This window comes from Streptomyces mexicanus (genome assembly GCF_902506575.1).
Classification (GTDB): domain Bacteria; phylum Actinomycetota; class Actinomycetes; order Streptomycetales; family Streptomycetaceae; genus Streptomyces; species Streptomyces mexicanus.
Genome location: NZ_LR732544.1, coordinates 4,605,562 through 4,622,186, shown reverse-complemented (window position 1 = coordinate 4,622,186; position 16,625 = coordinate 4,605,562). Strand labels below are relative to the sequence as shown.

General features: G+C 73.4%; 14 protein-coding genes. 6 read left to right on the top strand and 8 right to left on the bottom strand.

All coding sequences use genetic code 11. The features are described 5' to 3' along the window. The first annotated feature begins 105 nt into the window (after positions 1-105). Positions 106-1,809 (top strand): chitinase, encoded by a 1,704-nt coding sequence (locus tag GV126_RS20800; protein WP_159669009.1) that lies wholly within the window; start codon positions 106-108, stop codon positions 1,807-1,809. A 125-nt stretch (positions 1,810-1,934) separates the two neighbouring features. On the opposite strand, the gene GV126_RS20795 is transcribed toward GV126_RS20800, so the two are convergent. Beyond that, positions 1,935-2,918: a hypothetical protein gene (locus GV126_RS20795; protein ID WP_159669006.1), complete on the bottom strand. Its 984-nt coding sequence runs from the start codon at positions 2,916-2,918 to the stop codon at positions 1,935-1,937. A 296-nt stretch (positions 2,919-3,214) separates the two neighbouring features. Between GV126_RS20795 and GV126_RS20790 the strand changes: the two genes are divergently transcribed. Beyond that, positions 3,215-4,312, top strand: coding sequence for a LacI family DNA-binding transcriptional regulator (locus GV126_RS20790; RefSeq protein ID WP_159669003.1), 1,098 nt, complete (start codon positions 3,215-3,217; stop codon positions 4,310-4,312). Between the two features lie 541 nt (positions 4,313-4,853). Here the strand turns inward: GV126_RS20790 and GV126_RS20785 are convergent. Then, positions 4,854-5,456, bottom strand: a complete 603-nt coding sequence (locus GV126_RS20785) for a hemerythrin domain-containing protein (protein ID WP_159669000.1) — start codon at positions 5,454-5,456, stop codon at positions 4,854-4,856. 283 nt (positions 5,457-5,739) lie between these two features. Between GV126_RS20785 and GV126_RS20780 the strand changes: the two genes are divergently transcribed. The 4 genes from GV126_RS20780 (at position 5,740) to GV126_RS20765 (ending at position 7,698) form a co-directional block, all read left to right on the top strand. Further along, positions 5,740-6,126, top strand: coding sequence for a DUF2267 domain-containing protein (locus GV126_RS20780; protein ID WP_159668997.1), 387 nt, complete (start codon positions 5,740-5,742; stop codon positions 6,124-6,126). A gap of 192 nt (positions 6,127-6,318) precedes the next feature. Further along, the gene (locus GV126_RS35860; protein ID WP_185947709.1) at positions 6,319-6,633 is read left to right on the top strand and encodes a hypothetical protein; all 315 of its coding nucleotides are present in this window, start codon (positions 6,319-6,321) and stop codon (positions 6,631-6,633) included. A gap of 162 nt (positions 6,634-6,795) precedes the next feature. Continuing rightward, entirely contained in the window at positions 6,796-7,305 is a 510-nt protein-coding gene (locus GV126_RS20770; RefSeq protein WP_159668994.1) for an SRPBCC family protein, read from the top strand. Between the two features lie 93 nt (positions 7,306-7,398). Continuing rightward, a complete protein-coding gene (locus tag GV126_RS20765) occupies positions 7,399-7,698 on the top strand; it encodes a hypothetical protein (RefSeq protein ID WP_159668991.1) in 300 nt (99 codons plus the stop codon). 80 nt (positions 7,699-7,778) lie between these two features. Here the strand turns inward: GV126_RS20765 and GV126_RS20760 are convergent, their stop codons facing one another. From GV126_RS20760 to GV126_RS20730, 6 genes are all read right to left on the bottom strand, one after another. Further along, complete coding sequence (locus GV126_RS20760; RefSeq protein ID WP_159668988.1) at positions 7,779-10,532, bottom strand: bifunctional YncE/alkaline phosphatase family protein; 2,754 nt, start codon at positions 10,530-10,532, stop codon at positions 7,779-7,781. Between the two features lie 4 nt (positions 10,533-10,536). Next, entirely contained in the window at positions 10,537-11,892 is a 1,356-nt protein-coding gene (locus GV126_RS20755; RefSeq protein WP_159668985.1) for an ABC transporter permease, read from the bottom strand. Next, positions 11,889-12,830, bottom strand: coding sequence for an ABC transporter ATP-binding protein (locus GV126_RS20750; protein WP_159668982.1), 942 nt, complete (start codon positions 12,828-12,830; stop codon positions 11,889-11,891). The genes GV126_RS20755 and GV126_RS20750 overlap by 4 nt, the downstream gene beginning before the upstream one ends. A gap of 888 nt (positions 12,831-13,718) precedes the next feature. Then, positions 13,719-14,234 carry a SigE family RNA polymerase sigma factor gene (locus tag GV126_RS20740; RefSeq protein ID WP_159668979.1) on the bottom strand — a complete coding sequence of 172 codons (516 nt, stop codon included), beginning with the start codon at positions 14,232-14,234 and terminating at the stop codon, positions 13,719-13,721. An 86-nt stretch (positions 14,235-14,320) separates the two neighbouring features. After that, a complete protein-coding gene (locus tag GV126_RS20735; protein WP_159668976.1) occupies positions 14,321-15,031 on the bottom strand; it encodes a hypothetical protein in 711 nt (236 codons plus the stop codon). Positions 15,032-15,136: 105 nt separating this feature from the next. Further along, positions 15,137-16,625: GntP family permease (locus GV126_RS20730; protein ID WP_438947855.1), on the bottom strand; the 1,489-nt coding region annotated here is incomplete at its 5' end.

Here is a 16,625-nt window from a genome sequence, read left to right as displayed (position 1 = left end):
CCACCGTGCTCCAGCACCCTCCCCTCCCTCCCCTCCCCCTCCCCTGTCTCTTCCCCTGTCTCCCTGTCACCTCTCCCCCTGTCACCTCTTCCCCACGGAGGCACCATGGACCGCGTACCGGGCATCCCCCGGCACAGACGCGCGTGGGCCGCGGCCGGCGTCGCCGCCCTCGCCCTCTCCCTCGCCGGCACCGGCCACGCCTCGGCGGCCGACGTCAACAACGCCCGCAACGCGGGCTTCGAGTCGGGACTGAGCAACTGGACGTGTTCCGCGGGCAGCGGCACGACCGTCTCCTCGCCGGTGCACAGCGGCTCCGCCGCGCTCAAGGCGACCCCGGCGGGGCAGGACAACGCCCAGTGCACGCAGACGGTGGCGGTCAAGCCCAACTCGACGTACACGCTCAGCGCGTGGGTGCAGGGCGGCTACGCCTACCTGGGCGCGACCGGCACCGGCACGACGGACGTCTCGACGTGGACGCCGGACACCACGACGTGGAAGCAATTGCGGACCACCTTCACCACCGGCCCCTCGACGTCCTCGGTGACGGTCTACCTGCACGGCTGGTACGGGCAGGCGGCGTACTACGCGGACGACGTGTCGGTGACCGGTCCCGACGGGGGCGGCGGCGGTGACCCGGCCCCGACGGTGCCGGCGGCCCCGGCCGGGCCGGCGGTGACGGGCACGACCTCCTCCTCCGTCTCCCTGAGCTGGAACGCGGTCTCGGGCGCGACGGGCTACAACGTCTACCGGGACGGCACGAAGGTGGCGTCGGTGAGCGGCACCTCGGCGACGGTGACCGGACTGGCGGCCGCCACCTCGTACTCCTTCCAGGTCACGGCGACCAACGCGGCGGGCGAGTCCGCCAAGTCGGCGGCGGTGACGGCCACGACGGCGGCGAGCGGCGGCGGGGGCAGCACCGGGACCCTCCCCAAGCACGCGGTGACGGGCTACTGGCAGAACTTCAACAACGGCGCCACGGTCCAGCGGATCTCGGACGTCCCCTCCGCCTACGACATCATCGCCGTCGCCTTCGCCGACGCCACGACGACGCCCGGCGCGGTCGGCTTCACGCTCGACTCCGCGGGCCTCGGCGGCTACACGGTCGACCAGTTCAAGGCGGACATCAAGGCCAAGCAGGCGGCCGGCAAGAAGGTGATCGTCTCGGTCGGCGGCCAGAACGGCACGGTGTCGGTGAACGACGCGACGTCGGCGGCGAACTTCGCGAACTCGGTGTACTCCCTGATGCAGACGTACGGCTTCGACGGCGTGGACATCGACCTGGAGAACGGCCTGAACGCCACCTACATGAGCCAGGCGCTGCGCGCCCTGTCGGCCAAGGCGGGCCCGTCGCTGATCACCACGATGGCCCCGCAGACCATCGACATGCAGTCGACCTCGGCGGGCTACTTCCAGACCGCGCTGAACATCAAGGACATCCTCACGGTCGTCAACACCCAGTACTACAACTCCGGTTCGATGCTGGGCTGCGACGGCAAGGTCTACAGCCAGGGCACGGTCGACTTCCTCACGGCCCTGGCCTGCATCCAGTTGGAGGGCGGCCTCGCCCCGTCCCAGGTCGGCCTGGGCGTGCCCGCCTCCCCGAGCGGCGCGGGCAGCGGCTACGTCTCCCCCACGGTCGTGAACAACGCCCTGGACTGCCTGACGAAGGCCACGAACTGCGGCACCTTCAAGCCGTCGAAGACCTACCCGGACCTGCGCGGCGCGATGACCTGGTCGACCAACTGGGACGCGGCGGCAGGCAACGCCTGGTCCAACACGGTGGGCCCCCACGTGCACGCGCTGCCGTGACGGGCGCCCCCGCCACCCGCTGAACGCCCGGTCCCCGCGGGGGCCGGGCGTTCGCCTGCGGGGCGCACGCCGGGCACTGGGCCGGTCAGTGGACGCGACGCCCCGGTGCGACGGCACCGCGCACGTCAGCCCAGGGTGAGCCAGGTGGGGTCGAGGGCGATCGTCCGGAGCTGCTTCATCGTCAGGGCCGGGGCCGTGCGGGTCGGTGGGGTGTTCTGGGCGCCGGAGTTGAAGGCGCTGACGACCACGCGGCGGCCGTCGGGGCGGATCGTGTCCACCGTCCACATGACGATCCCCGCGACGCCCTTCTCGCCGGGTTCCTTGTGCGTGGTGACCTTGGTGCCGTCGGGCAAGGTCTCAGTGCCCTCGCCGAAGAGCTGGTCTTCGACGTCCCGCATGTCGGGCTGGACGTTCACCTGCACCAGGCTCGCGCCCTCGCCGTCGTCGAGGACGACGTACCCGAACTCGGGGTCGGCGCTGCCCTTCGAGGCCACCTTGATCCCGTGCGGGGTGAGGCCCGCGAGGGTCGCCGAGACCGAGCCGGTGCGGGCCGGATGCTCGTTCGGCGCGGGCTTGGGCCATTGCTTGCGCGGAATGGCGTCGGCGGCGGCGCGCCACTCGGGCGCGGTGACCAGCGCCGTCAGGCCGGTCGAGGTGAGCGGCGGCTCGTCCCGGGTGACGGGCGCGTCCTTCTCGGCGGGGGCGTTCCACTCCTGGACGCCGATGTGCTGGCCGGTCGGCGTCACGAGTTCCGCGCGCCACAGCTTCGTTCCGCCGCGCCTGTTCGGGTACTCGAAGCCCTTGAGGATCATCAGGACCGAGCCGTCGGCGCGTCGCGTCGTGGCGCAGCTGTCGTAGGCGATGAACACCTTGTCGGGGCACTCGGTGGTCTCGCGTGCCTCCTGGGTGCCGACCGGGACGCGGTTCACCGAGACGCTGATCGCGGCCTTGCCCCTGCCGTCGTCGTACACGGTCGCCGCGGCGGCCGCGGCCTTCGCCGGCGCCGCCGCCCGGCGCCCCCCGGCGGCCGCGGCGGTGGGCGCGGCGGCGGCCGTCGCGGCCAGGACGGCCGCCCGGGGCAGCGCGGCGGCGGCCGCCCCCCGCCCCACGCGCGTGACGGGCCTCCGCCCCCCGCGCTCGCCACCCGCCCGCCCCCGGCTGCGTCAGTGGAGGGGTCGGGCAGGCGAGGCGGACGGGACGAGGCAGGTGAAGCAGAGGCGACGTGGCAGACGGGCGGAGGGGCGGTGCGCGGGCGTGCCGGAACAGCGGTGGGGACGGAGTGATAACGTTACCAACGGGCTCGTACCTTACCCACGATCCGGCGCCGCCCGTCAATGGTTGAATGGCTCCGGATTTCACCACTCGGTTCCTCGGCGTCCGCCGAGCCGTCACGAAGAGACCGCGCATGCCCAACGCTCCCCGGCCGCCGCGCCGCGTCACGATCCCGGACGTCGCCCGCCACGCGGGCGTGGGCCAGGCCACCGCGGCCCGCGTCCTGGGCGGCTACGGCTCCACCAGCGCGGCCACCCGGGAACGGGTGCTGGCCGCCGCCGCCGAACTCGGCTACAGCACCAACGCCGTCGCCCGCAGCATGATCAGCGGGCGGACGCACACGCTCGGCGTGGTGGTCGCCGACGTGGAGAACGCCTACTTCGCGCGCGCCGTGCGCGGCGTCGCCGACGTCGCCGCCAAGGCCGGCCTGCAGGTCGTCCTCGCCAACAGCGACGAGGACGGCGAGAAGGAGAAGGCGGCGGTGCAGATGTTCGTCGAGCGGCGGGTCGACGGCCTGGTCGTCGCCCCGGCCGCCGCCGACCACGAACACCTCGACCGCGCCGTCTCCTCGGGCATCCCCGTCGTCCTGCTGGACCGGGCCCTCGCCGGGGCGGACCTGGACACGGTCGTGGTCGACAACCGCGGTGCCGCCAAGGCCGCCGTGGCCCGGCTCACGGACGACGGGCACCGGCGCATCGCGGTGATCACCTCAGCCTCCCCGGCGGACGACGGCACGACGCTGGCCCCCGGCGCCGACATCTGGACCACCACCGAGCGACTCACCGGCTACCGGCAGGCCCTGCGCGCCGCGGGCATCCCGCGCAGCGCGGAAGTCGTCCGCCACACCGGGTACGACCGCGCCTGGGCGCGCTCGGCCGTGCTGGAGCTGATGACCGGCGAGGACCGGCCCACCGCGCTGTTCACCACCGACAACGTGGCCACGCTCGGCACCCTGGACGCCCTGCTCGACCTCGGCGCCCGCATCCCCGCCGACGTCTCGGTCGTCGGCTTCGACGACGCCGAGTGGGCCACGCTCATCCGGCCCCGGCTGAGCGTCGTCAGCCAGCCGGTGCAGGAACTGGGCGGCCTGGCCGCCGACATCCTGATCCGCCGCGTCAACGGATCCACGGCGCGGCCCCGTCGCCACACCCTGCGGACGGCCTACGTCCCGCGCGAATCCACCGGGCCTGCGCCCGCACGTGTACGCAGGCTGCGGGCGCCACGGCAGTGACACGGCCGGTCGTGCGGTCGGGCGAGCGACGCAGGTGTGCGGCCGGCAGTGGCCGACGACGACAGAGGGTGCGCGCCTCCGCGTGACCGGCTGCGGCTGCCGCGACGCCCGCATCGACGCGCCCGGGGGCGCGACGGCCGGCCGCGTGCCGAGCACGAGGAGCAGCAGGGCGCCGCGCTTCGGCCGGCACACCGGCCCGGCGCCCCGGCCGGCGAGGCGCGGCAGATCTTCGCCTCGGCGGGGAAGGCGTCGCACGCCGACGCGGACCGGCACGAGGAAACCGCTCCGGTCTGAGCCGAACAGCCCGGCTCGCATCCTGCCCGGCACCCCTGGGCCGCACGGTCACCCGGCAGTGGCTGTGACCCGCGCGTCCTCGATCCCGCCGCGGTATGTTCCGACGGCCACCGGGGCGCGGATCACGCGGAGCGCTCCGGGCAGCGGCTCTGACCTGCGCGGCCGGATCTCGCGGCGCGCCCCGGCGGCCACCGCAGGCGCGCGGCCTGCGGGGCGTCGCTCGCGGCGGGCCGGGCGCCGCCCTGTTTCACCGTGCCGGCCGCGCCTCGGTGTCCGCCGGTGCCGCAGCGCGTCCCGGCCGGTGGTCGTTCGTGGGCGGAGCGGGGTGTCTCTCGGTGAGGGCGGTGTGCGCCCGTACCATCACGTCCGGTCGTCGGGTGTGCGCGACGGCCTCCCGCAGCGCGGCGGTGTCCGCCTCCACGGCGTGCACGTCGTCGCCCATCTCGTCCAGCGCACCGGGCGGGACGGCCCTGCCGAGGTCCGGCAGCAGGACCGCCTCCTCGTGGTCCCGGTGCCGGCGCAGCCAGGTCTGCAGGCGCCTGAGCAGCGGATCGAACTCGCCGCTGCCGGTGTCCGTGAACTCCAGGTCCTTCATCACCTCCTCCGCCCGCACCAGGTCCGTCAGGCTCTGCGCGGCGACCTGGTCGGCGCCGGGCAGGTGGCGGTGCACGGCCGGCTGCAGGACACGTTCCACCGCGACCGCGTGGCCCGCCAGGGTCACGGCGGTGCGTTTCAGGCACGCCCGGCGACGGGGATCGCCCGGCGGCAGCGCCTGGATCCGTGCGACGGCCCGCCCGAGCGACCGGTGCTCCGCGGCCAGCTCCTCCGCGATGTCTTCGTGATCTTTCATGGGGGTCGGCTCCCCTCGATCCGCACCTGCGGCCTGCCGGCGCCGGGAACGGGCCCTTCCTCCAGGGCGTCCGGCGGGGCAGCGCCCTTGGACGGGTGCCCCTTCTGCCGCCGGTCAGCGCGGAGCGCGGCCGGCCGCCGTCTGCGGGCGGCACCCGGGCCGTCGGCGGCCGTGGCGCCCCCTGCGGAAGGGAGCATGGTGGGCACCGTCGGCGGTACCCGAAGTGACGCCCGGAGGAGCCACCTGACACGACAGGGGCGCGAGAGACACCAAGGGAGAGACCATGACCTACGCGGAGTTCCTCGCCACCGTGCGTGACCAGGGCGGGTACGCCGACGCCGAGGAGGCGCGCCGCGTCGCCACGGCGGTGATCGCGGCGCTCGGCGAACGCCTGCCGCAGCCCACGGCGGCACACCTGGCGGACCAGCTGCCGGCGGAGGTCGGCGAGCTGCTCGCCGACGCCCCCGACCAGGGCCGCAGCTGGGGTGTGCAGGAATTCGTGCACCGGGTGGCCGAGGCGACCGGTGACGACGAGGAGGCGGCACGCGCGCACGCCGAAGCCGTGCTCACCACGCTCGGGCACACGGTGTCGGGCGGCGAACTGAACAAGCTCATCAGCAGGCTCCCCGGAGGGTACGCGGAGTTCTTCGGCCACCCCGAACTGGCCTGACCACGACGTCCGCCCCGGCGGTGTGACGGCTGCCCCGGCGGTGTGCGGGGCGGCCCGGGAAGGGAACCGGGTCGGGCGCACACAGGAGGAAACCCGGTCCAGGGGATCCGGTCTGCTCAGCGGAGGCCGGCCCATACAGAACAACGACAGGTGCCACACGGCGACAGGTGACAGACGCGAGGACGGTGCGCGATGGACCAGCGAGAAAGCCGCGAACCCCGAGAACCCGATCAGGACGCGTACCGGCGGGCCCGGGACGAGCAGGAGCCGGGAGCACACTCCGGCGCGGAGAGCCAGGCACGGGAGCGGACGGTCCCCGGCACGGCGAGCGCCCGCGAGGGCTGGACGAAGGGCGGGACGGCCGAGGGGGAGGCCCTCACCGGCGTCGAGGCGCAGGGGGAGGAGGGCGTGCGGCCGTCCGGCACCCCGGACACGCCGGACGCCGGGCCGGTGCGGTCGTCCCGCACCGACCGCACCGGCGCACAGCAGGAGAAGGAGGGCGACTGACTCGGGCCGCTGACGAACGCTCCGGGGGAAGGACCTCAACTCCGGGAACACCATCAACTACCCTTGCCGAGGCCCGCGACCGGTGTCCGGGTGCCCTCCCGTCACCCGGACACCGGCGCGGCCCGTGTCATGGCCCGGTTCCCGCCCTGGAGGTTCGAAGCAATGCGTCTCGCCGACGGCCCGCACGTGGAGTGCGACATCGAGATCGCCGCCGCACCGGAGAAGGTGTGGCGGCTGGTGTCGGACATCACCACGTCGGCCCGCTACAGCCCGGAACTGCAGGAGGTGGAGTGGCTGGACGGGGCCCCCGCACCCGCTGCCGGCGCCCGTTTCGCGGGCCGCAACCACAACGAGACGCCGGGGGAGTGGCGAACCGTCAGCCGCATCGTGGAGATGGACGAGCCGCGCCTCTTCGAGTGGGCGGTGGTCTACCCGGACCGGCGCGACGGCGAGCCGCTGGCCCTGTGGACGTACCGGCTGGAGCCGATCGGGGACGGAGCCGGTACCCGGCTGTGGCACGGCATGCGGATCGGGCCCGCGCGCGGGCCGCTGCACGAGTTCGCCGAGAAGCATCCGGACCGGGAGGAGGCGATCGTCGACGGCCGCCTGGCGCTGCTGCGCACCGGCATCGGGGCGACGCGGGCCGGGGTGAGGGCGGAGGCCGAGGCGTAGGCCCGCCCCGCGCGGCATCCCGGCCCGGGGTGCCGTGCCGCCTTCCCGCCGTTCGGCGGCGTCGTTGTCGGTGCCGGGTGACATCATCCGGCCATGACTGGCGAGTCCTTCAACTGGCGGGATTTACTCGGCCGTTGGCAGCGGGAGTGGGTGCCGCGCGCGGACCGGGAGGACGATCGGGCCGACACCCCGCCGGACAGGCCCGGGGCGGACGAGGCCCCGGAGGGCGAACGGCGTGTGCTGGGGATTCTGCACGCCGAACTCGGGCTCTCCCTGCCCCGCTTCGCGCTGACCCACGGCAGGCTCCACACCTTCACCACCCGCTCCTGGACCCGGGCTCCCCATGCGGGCGAGGCGTTCGTCTCCCTGGACTTCGCGCGGCACCGGCCCTGAACGCTGGCGGGCCCGCCACCCCCGAGGGGAAGGCGGGCCCACCAGGCAGGACCGGCCCCGGTCCGCGCGGTGCGTGCGGGTCAGCCGTCGGACTCCGCCGACGGGATGTAGGCACCCGGCACGTCGCCCGGCGCGTAGATCTTCTTCTCGCCGGGGTACGGCTTCTGCCACGCGTGGGTCTCGTACCACGTCAGGTGGTTCATCTGCGCGGGGTTGGCGTAGTCCGGGACGGCGCCCGGCCCGGTCAGGTGCTGCTTGGACTTCCAGGCGTCCCACTGCGCCGCGAGCGTGCGCTTGTCCGCCGGCACCTTCGACGACGGCACGGCCGCCGCCTTGGGGTCCTGCGCCGCCGGGGTGTCCACACCGCAGGACGGCGGGGTCTTCAGACCGTCGGTCAGCGAGGTCCGGTTGGGCAGCGCGGTGAACGGGGTGTAGTCCGGCTTGCGGGTGAACGCCCCGGTCATCGGGCTGGCCGCGCTGTCCTTCTGGTTCATCGGGTGGATCCCGAGGATCTGCTCGATGGTGCGGATCATCGTGATCTGCGAGTAGTAGTGGCTGTCGACGGTGCCGTGCTGCGCCCAGGGGCTGATGATCTGGATCGGGGCGCGGTGGCCGTCGACGTGGTCCAGGCCGGCCTGCGAGTCGTCCTCGACGACGAAGATCGCCGAGTCCTTCCAGTACTTGCTGTGCGAGATCTCGTCGACCATCCTGCCGACCGCGAGGTCGTTGTCCGCGACCTGGGCCGCCGGGCTCGCCGGACCACCGGTGTGGTCGTTGGAGAGCCAGAACATGTTCAGGTTCGCCGGGCCGTTCTTCTCGAAGTCCTGCTTCCAGATCTCGTACTTGTAGACGTCCGGGACGCTGGTGTCGAACATCGGGAAGCCGGGCGCGGAGACCGCGTTGAGCGAGGGTATCGCCGAGCCGGTCTTGATCGGGTAGGCGGTGGGCTTCCCGGTGGCGGCCATGTTCTTGGCGTCGCAGTACAGGTTCTGCCAGGTCGCGCCGGCCGGCTTGCTCTCGATGGACTGGAATTCGCCGAAGTCCCGTACGGTCTTGCCCGCCGCCTGCGCACCGGTCCACAGGAAGCCGGACTTCTGGTGGCCGAGGGCGTCGTCCTCGGTGTCGTAGCTGCGCGCGTACTCACCCGCCGAGGACTCGGTGTACTCCGGGTCGTCGGCCTGCATCAGCCAGTTGTGGCCCTCGGCGGAGTTCGTGCCGATGTCGTAGGTGTTGTCGTACAGCCCGAACTGCCGGGCCAGGGCGTGCTGGTTGGGGGTGACGTTCTCGCCGAACTGGGTCACCGACGGGTCGCCGTTGCCCTGCGGCATGTCGCCGAAGAGCTGGTCGTAGGTCCGGTTCTCCTTGACGATCAGGAAGACGTGCTTGATCGTCGAGGGGTCGCCGAGCCGCTGCGGCACCGGCACCGCCTTCGCCTTCTTGCCCTTGGCCGCCTTCACCGACCCCGCCGTCCAGCCGTTCTGCTGGAAGACCTTGGCGGTCTGGGCCCTGATGACGCTGTCGTCCGGCAGCGTGAACCGCGTCAGGCTGGAGGTCGTGTCGTGGGTGGCGTGTCCGCCGGCGGTGGTGGGGCGGCGGGCGTCGATGCCGCGGGTGTGGGAGACCAGCACCTGCTTGCCGACGGTGGTGATCTCCGCGGGGAAGTAGTCCGTGGGGGGCAGGCCGACGTAGCCGACCGGCTCCTGCGGCGACGTGTAGCGGTAGACGGCGACCGCGTTGGCGCGGCCGAGCGTCACCAGCAGGCGGCCGTCGTCGGTGAGCGTCACCGCGTTGGGCTCGTAGCCGACCTTCGCCTCCGGCCAGGGCTGGGTGGAGATGGTCTGCACGACCTTGTTCCTGCGGGTGTCGATGACCGACACGTTGTTGTCCGCGGTGTTGGTGACGAACAGCGCGTTGCCCTTGGCGTACAGGGCGGTCGGGTGCAGGCCGACGTCGATGCTGGAGGGGGCGGCCTCGGGGTTCGCCAGGTCGATGACGCTGACCGTGCCGGTGGTGGTGGCGCCGGTCTTCGGGTCGGCGGGCACCTGGGTGCCGTAGGAGTTCATGGTGGTCTCGCCGGACTTGGCCGGGCGTCCGCCCTCGTTGCTGACGTACAGCCGGTTGCCCACCATGACCATGTCACGCGGAGCGTTGCCCACGGCCCAGCTCCGCTTGACGGCGCCCGTGGCGGCGTCGATGGCGACCACTCGGTTCTGGCCGTTGACCGCGGAGTACACGGTGGAGCCGTCGGCCGAGAACACCGCCTCGCCGACCAGCGCGTGCTTCGCGCCGTCCGCCGGGATGGTGATCTGCGTCGGGTCGGTGACGGTGCCGTCCGGCTTCACCGTGAATCTGGTGTAGCCGTCGGTCTGGCCCAGCCACAGCTGCTTGCCGTCGGGCGAGTAGGTGGGGCCTTCCTGGCCCACGGAGTTGCTGCTCAGGCGTGGGCTGGAGGAGGCGGCGGTGCCGACGACCTGCTGCACCTTCCAGTTCTTGACGTCGACGATGGCCAGCGCGGCCCCGCCGTCGGTGACCGAGGCCGCCAGGTGGGTGCCGTCCGGGCTGGGCGAGGACGACATGATCTTGCCGTTGTCGATGACGAGGCGCTCGCCGTACGGGGCGAGGTACTGGTCGCTGGAGATGACCTGGCCCCGGTCCGTGGCCTGGCCGACCTGCTGGGTGCCGAACTGGTGGGTCTGGGCGTAACCGACGCCGGCGGTGACGGCGAGGACGACCGCGGTGGCGGTCGCGGTGAGGGTGCCGCGGCGGCCGAGGCGTCCGGCGGGAAGGCCGAAGCGGGGCTTCTCGGCGCTTCGCCGCTGGCGTGTTACCTGCATGGAGTCATCCCTTCGAGGTGGGAAGCAGACCGACGTCGCCGTCGAACTGCCAAAGAGGGTTGGGGGCGTCCCCGTCCGGGGTGCGCACCAGGAAGTAGCCGTTCACTTCCTTCGGTCCGTCGCCGTCGGCGACGAACCGCCCGTCTGCGGTGACGTCGAGCTGGTAGACGGCCGTCCCCGTCACCTCGACGCCGGGAAGATGCCAGGAGACGACGCAGCGCCAGTCGTTGCCCGGCCCCTGGGCGGCGACCCGGACGCTGCCCTTGGTGCACGCCGCCGTGGCCTTCAGCTGCGCCTCGGTGACGGCGGGCCGGTTCAGCTGCTCGGTCTGCAGGCGGTACAGGTGGGCGAACGCCGTGGCCAGCGAGCGCTGCACCTTGTCCTGATCGATCCCGGAGCCGGTGGCCCCGGTCGCCGCGGCGACGAGGGCGACCGACGCGGCGAGCACGGCGGCGAGCGGCAGGCTCGCCACGGCCACCGCGCCCCGCCCGGCGCCGTCGTGGGCCGGGTTGGTGAAGTCGCGCCGCAGGAACAGCACATAGGCCAGCGCGGTCGCGGTCACCGCCCACACCAGGGCGACCACGATGCCGATGAACAGCGGGCCGAGCTGCGCCGGGCTGGTGAACAGGCCGTTCCAGGCGATGAAGGCGTAACCGGGCAGGGCCAGGCGCACGGCGACGGGCAGCGGCAGCATCTGGGCGAGCTGCAGGGCCAGCGCGACCAGCGCGGGCAGCAGCAGTCCCATCGGGGACCGGCCCAGCACCACCGACCCGAGCAGGCCGATCGCGGCGAGGGCCAGGGTCGGGGCGAGCACGCAGACCCAGGCGAGCAGGACCTTGCCGGCGGCGTCCCCCGAGGTGAGCAGGTGGCCGTCGAGGCCGACCAGCGGCTGGTCGCCGACCGCCACCAGCCCGCCGACGGTGCTGGATACGGCCAGACCCGCCATGAGCAGCAGGATGACGGTGAGACCGGCCAGGGCCTTGGCCGCGAAGATCCGGCGCGGGGAGCGGACCGCCACGAGCAGGTGTCGCCAGGTGCCGGGCCGGTCCTCGGAGGCGAACACGTCGCCGGCGACCACCGAGGTCACCAGCGGCAGCGCCCAACTGCCCGCGAAACCCAGGGTGACCAGCGGCCCGGCCCACCCGGTGGCGTGCATCCAGCGGCCGAAGAGGGTGTCCGTGGGCAAGGTGCTCTGCCGGCTCACCGCGGCGACGAACAGCGCCGGAACGATCCAGCAGGCGAGCAGCAGCAGCCGGATCCGCCATTGCGCGACCAGCTTGACCAGTTCGAAGCGGTAGCCGCGCACCACCGGGACGCGGTGCGCGTGCGCGGCGGGGGCCGGGGCGAGGGTCGCGGTCATCGGCCGGCCTCCTGCTGTTCGGTGAGGGCGAGGAACGCGGCCTCCAACGGCGAGACCAGGGGCGCGAGTTCGCGCAACGCGATGCCCTCCCCTACGAGCCGTACGACCAGGGCGTCGAGGGCCGGCACCTGGCCGCGCACGACGAGGCGCTCGGCGTCGTGCGCGCTCCCGGCGCCGTCGACGACCCGGATCCCGTCCGTGCCGGCGGCCAGCCGCCGGGCGGCCGGCGGGTCGGAGGTGAGCAGCCGGTAGTCCAGGGCGCGGTTCTCGGCGGCGAGTTTGCCGGGCGGCCCGGAGAACACCACCCGTCCGGTGGCGACGATCGTCACTTCCGAGCACAGCGCTTCGAGGTCGTCCATGCGGTGGCTCGACAGCACCACGGCGGTGCCCCGGTCCGCGAGGCCGGTGAGGACGTTCGCCACGTGCCGTTTGCCCGCCGGGTCCAGGCCGTTGGACGGCTCGTCGAGGACGAGCAGCCGGGGCTCGGTGAGCAAGGCGGCGGCGAGCCCGAGGCGCTGACGCATGCCCAGGGAGAAGCCGCGGGTGCGGTCGTCGGCGACATCGGTGAGCCCGACCTGGTCGAGCACCTCGTCGATCGCGGCCGTGCGGGCGTCGAGACCGTGCAGGGCGGCCAGCGCGGCGAGGTTCTGCCGGGCGGTGAGCGACGGGTACAGGCCGGGACCGTCCACGAATCCGGCGACCCCGGCGGCAGCGGCCGGCGTCCGGCCGACCGGCGTCCCCAGGATCTCCAGCCGGCCGCTGTCCGCGGCAGCCAGGCCCAGCAGGAGGCCGAGCAGAGTCGTCTTTCCGGCGCCGTTCGGTCCGGCCACGCCGTGGATCTGACCCTGCGTCACGTCCAGATCGACGCCGTCGAGTGCGACCACGTCACCGAAACACTTGGTGATCCCGCGAGCCCGGACCGCGAGGAGTGTGTCCATGAGCCCCTTCCTTCGAACCCGGAAGGACCCTAGGGACGACAGAAACGCGTGCGGCGACGGTTGGTTGAACGAGCACAGAACGGAAGACGACGAGCATCCACCGCCCACCGGAGGTCAACGGCGATCAACGGATCACCGGGGGAGGTCTCACGTCACGGCGGCACAGGGCGCGAGGGCTCAGGTCAGTTGACGGATCGTCGCCCAGCGGCAGGGCAGTTGCGGGGCAGCGGCGGGCGGGCGGCAGCCGGAGGGGACGCGGGAGGGGCGGGGGGGGCCGCGGGCCGCGGGGGGGGCCCCGGGGGGGGGCGCCCCCGGGCGGTTCGGCCGGGCGGGGGGGAAGGGGGCGGTCAGGGCGGTCCCCCCCCCCAGGGGCGGGGGCGGGGTTCCCGGGGGGGGGCCGTTGGGGGGGCGGAGGAAGGGGCCCGGGCCCGGGGGGGCGCGGGGGAGTGGGAGGGGGGGGGGGGGGGGGGGGGGCGGGGCGGGCGGGGGGGGGGGGGGCGGGGGGGGGGGGGGGGGGGCGGCGGCGGGGGGGGGGGGGGCGGGCGGGGGGGCGGGGGGGGCGGGGGCGGCGGGGGGGGGGGGGTGGGGGGGGGGGGCGGGGGCGGGGGGGGGGGCGGGGGGGCGGGGGGGCGCGGCCAGGGCCACGCCCGCGACCCCGCCGGCCACGGCGGCGCGGCGCCGGGTCCGCAGCCGCCGGCCGCGCGCCTCACCGGCGGCGGCCAGATCGCGCCGGCCGGTGTCCAGGCCCGCGCCTGCGTCGCGCAGGGCCTGGGCGAACCGTTCCTCGAAGGAGTCGTGGTCTGCTTCGGGCATGACGAACCGCCGTTTCTCGGACGTGGGTGGGCATATCGGTGCGCTGAGGGAACGAGGCCGGGTCAGGGTCAGGGGTCAGGGCCTGGCGTACTCGCCGATGGCGTCGCCGAGCAGGGCGCGCAGCCGGGCCAGAGCGCGCACGCACCGCGTGCGGACCGCGGCCGAGCTGGTGTTCATGGCGGCGGCCGTCTCCTCGACGCTGCGGTCCTCCCAGTAGCGCAGGACGACCACCGCCCGGTCCTTGGCGGACAACTGCCCCAGGGCCTGGAAAAGGGTCAGCCGCAGGGAGGCGTCACCACCGGAGTCCGGCCCGGGGACCTCGGGCAGGATGTCGGTGGTGCGCTCCCTGCGGCTGCTGTGACGACGCCGGTGGGCGAGGAAGGTGCGGGTCAGGACGGTCTGGACGTATCCGGCCGGGTTGTCCGTGGCGGACACGCGTGCCCACCGCAGGTACACCCGGCCCAGGGTCTCCTGGACCAGGTCCTCGGCGAGATGGGTGTCCCCGCCGGTCAGCAGGCAGGCCGACCGGTACAGGTGCCCGGCCCGCGCCGCCGCGAACTCCGGGTAGCCGTCTTTCCGAACCGGCCCCATGCGACCCGACCCCCCGCGGTTCCCGGTGCCCTTCCTGGCACTCTCACCTCTTTGATGCGGTGGGCCCTCAGGGATGTTTCACAGGTTCAGAGATCTTTTTCGCCGGCGTCCGGCTTCTCGTCGGCGTCCGGCTTCTGGTCGGCGCGCGGTGTCTCGTCGGCGTCCGGCTTCTCGTCGGCGCGCGGTGTCTCACCGGCGTCCGGCTCCTCGTCGGTCTCATCGGCCGCGCCGTCCTCGAAGTACGCGTCCAGGACCGCGTCCAGCCGGGTCTCCCACTCCTTGATACGGGCCTTCGACGCGGCCTCGATCTCGATGGGGTACCAGCGGCGTTCCGGGGTGTGGACCGTGACCGTGTAGCGCTTGCCGAAGCGGGGGACCGTCGTCTCGACCGCGCCGATCTCGTCCCAGCGGAACTCGCACTCCTGGTCGTCCAGGGACAGGCGGACGCCCCGGTGGTCGGCGACGATGCGCGCGCGGCGGTCGGCCGCCTCGAAGACCGGGCCGTCCGGCGTCTCGCCGTCCGCCTCCGTCTCGCCGTCCGCCTCCGCCGTCTCGCCGGCCTCCGCCGCCTCGGTGGGCTGCTCACGGGCGTCCGGCTTCTCGGTCTCGGAGGTGGTCTCGGCCTCGGAGGCGGTCTCGGCCTGCTGGGACTCCGCCTTCGCGTCCTGCGAGGCCGCGTCCTCCGGCTCCCCGGTCACCGGAGGGGTGATGCCGGGGATGAAGGCCGGGTCGAATCCGGCGCCCGTCACGGGCTCGGTCTTCAGGGGCTGGCTGCTCGTACCTGTGCGCTGCTCCACAGCGGGCAGTATGGTCGACGTTCCTGTGGCGCACGCGGCCAGCCCCTGCTTCGTTATCAGAATCAGATCACGCGCGAAGACCCTGTCCCCCGCTCGGCGATCAGGTCACCGCACGAAGAGGCTCAGCACCAGCGCCACCGCGAAGCCCGCCAGCGACAGCACGCTCTCCAGCACCGTCCACGTCTTCAGGGTGTCCCGTTCGCTGATGCCGAAGTACTTGGCGACCATCCAGAAACCCCCGTCGTTGACGTGCGAGGCGAAGATGGAGCCGGCCGAGACGGCCATGATGACCAGGGCGACGAAGGCCTGGGAGTGGTGGCCCTCGGCCAGGAGCGGGGCGACGATGCCCGCGGTCGTCACGATCGCCACGGTCGCCGAGCCCTGCGCGACCCGCAGGACCAACGAGATCAGATAGGACAGGACGATCACCGGCAGGCCCACGCCGTGGAAGGTGTCCGACAGGGCCTGGGCCACGCCGCTCGCCTTCAGCACGGCGCCGAAGACACCGCCCGCGCCGACCACGAGGAGGATGTTGCCGACCGGCTTCAGGGACGAGGTGGAGACCCTCTCCAGGGACTTGCGGGACCAGCCGCGGCGGATGCCCAGCAGGTAGTAGGCCAGGAGCAGGGCGATGGTCAGGGCCACGAACGGGTTGCCGAAGAACTCGATGACCGACCGGCCCGTGGACGGGTCCATGCCGATGGAGGAGAAGGTGGCCGCCAGGATCAGCACCAGCGGCGTGCCGATGATGCCGAGGACGGCGCCGAGGGCCACCGGCTTCTCCTGGGCCCCCGTGCTCGTGGCGCGCTGTTCGGCCAGGACCGCCCGCCGGGACTCCTCGGCCGCCTCGACCATGTCCTGCGGCACCTCGACGAAGACCCGCTTGCCGATCCACGCCGCCCACGCCCAGGCGGCCAGCACCGCGGGGATGCCGCAGGCCAGGCCCATGAGGATGATCCAGCCCAGTTGCACGTGCAGCAGGCCGGCCGCGGCGACCGGGCCGGGGTGCGGGGGCAGGAAGGCGTGCGTCATGGACAGGCCGGCCAGCATCGGCAGGCAGTACAGGACCACCGACTTGCCCGATCGCTTCGCGGCGGCGTAGACGAGGGGCGCGAGGACGAAAATGCCCACGTCGAAGAAGACGGGGATGCCGAAGATCAGGCCGGTCAGGCCCATGGCCAGGGGCGCGCGCCGCTCGCCGAACAGGGTCAGCAGGCGGGAGGCCAGTACCTCGGCGCCGCCGCTGATCTCCAGGATCGAGCCGAGCATGGTGCCCAGGCCGATGATGATGGCGATGTGTCCGAGGGTGCCGCCCATGCCGGACTCGACGGTGGAGACGGCGTCCGAGCGCTGGACGGTGCCGAACAGTTCGGTGACGGACAGGCCGGCCAGCAGGCCGACGGCTATGGAGACGGCGAGCAGCGCGACGAACGGCTGGAGTCTCGCCTTGATGATCAGGAACAGCAGCAGGGCGATGCCGAGGCCGGCGACCAGCAGCAGACCGGGCGTGCCGTCGACGAGCAGCAGCAGGCCGCCGGTGTGCGGGGGCGTCTGGGGGGCCGCCGCACACCGGCGGCCTGCTGCTGCTCGTCGA

Coding starts and splice junctions, on each gene's coding strand:
- GV126_RS20755 (WP_159668985.1), bottom strand. CDS start 11,892: ATGACCGCGACCCTCGCCCCGGCCCCCGCCGCGCACGCGCACCGCGTC.
- GV126_RS20770 (WP_159668994.1), top strand. CDS start 6,796: ATGCGTCTCGCCGACGGCCCGCACGTGGAGTGCGACATCGAGATCGCC.
- GV126_RS20785 (WP_159669000.1), bottom strand. CDS start 5,456: ATGAAAGATCACGAAGACATCGCGGAGGAGCTGGCCGCGGAGCACCGG.
- GV126_RS20750 (WP_159668982.1), bottom strand. CDS start 12,830: ATGGACACACTCCTCGCGGTCCGGGCTCGCGGGATCACCAAGTGTTTC.
- GV126_RS20765 (WP_159668991.1), top strand. CDS start 7,399: ATGACTGGCGAGTCCTTCAACTGGCGGGATTTACTCGGCCGTTGGCAG.
- GV126_RS20780 (WP_159668997.1), top strand. CDS start 5,740: ATGACCTACGCGGAGTTCCTCGCCACCGTGCGTGACCAGGGCGGGTAC.
- GV126_RS20740 (WP_159668979.1), bottom strand. CDS start 14,234: ATGGGGCCGGTTCGGAAAGACGGCTACCCGGAGTTCGCGGCGGCGCGG.
- GV126_RS20800 (WP_159669009.1), top strand. CDS start 106: ATGGACCGCGTACCGGGCATCCCCCGGCACAGACGCGCGTGGGCCGCG.
- GV126_RS20760 (WP_159668988.1), bottom strand. CDS start 10,532: ATGCAGGTAACACGCCAGCGGCGAAGCGCCGAGAAGCCCCGCTTCGGC.
- GV126_RS35860 (WP_185947709.1), top strand. CDS start 6,319: ATGGACCAGCGAGAAAGCCGCGAACCCCGAGAACCCGATCAGGACGCG.
- GV126_RS20790 (WP_159669003.1), top strand. CDS start 3,215: ATGCCCAACGCTCCCCGGCCGCCGCGCCGCGTCACGATCCCGGACGTC.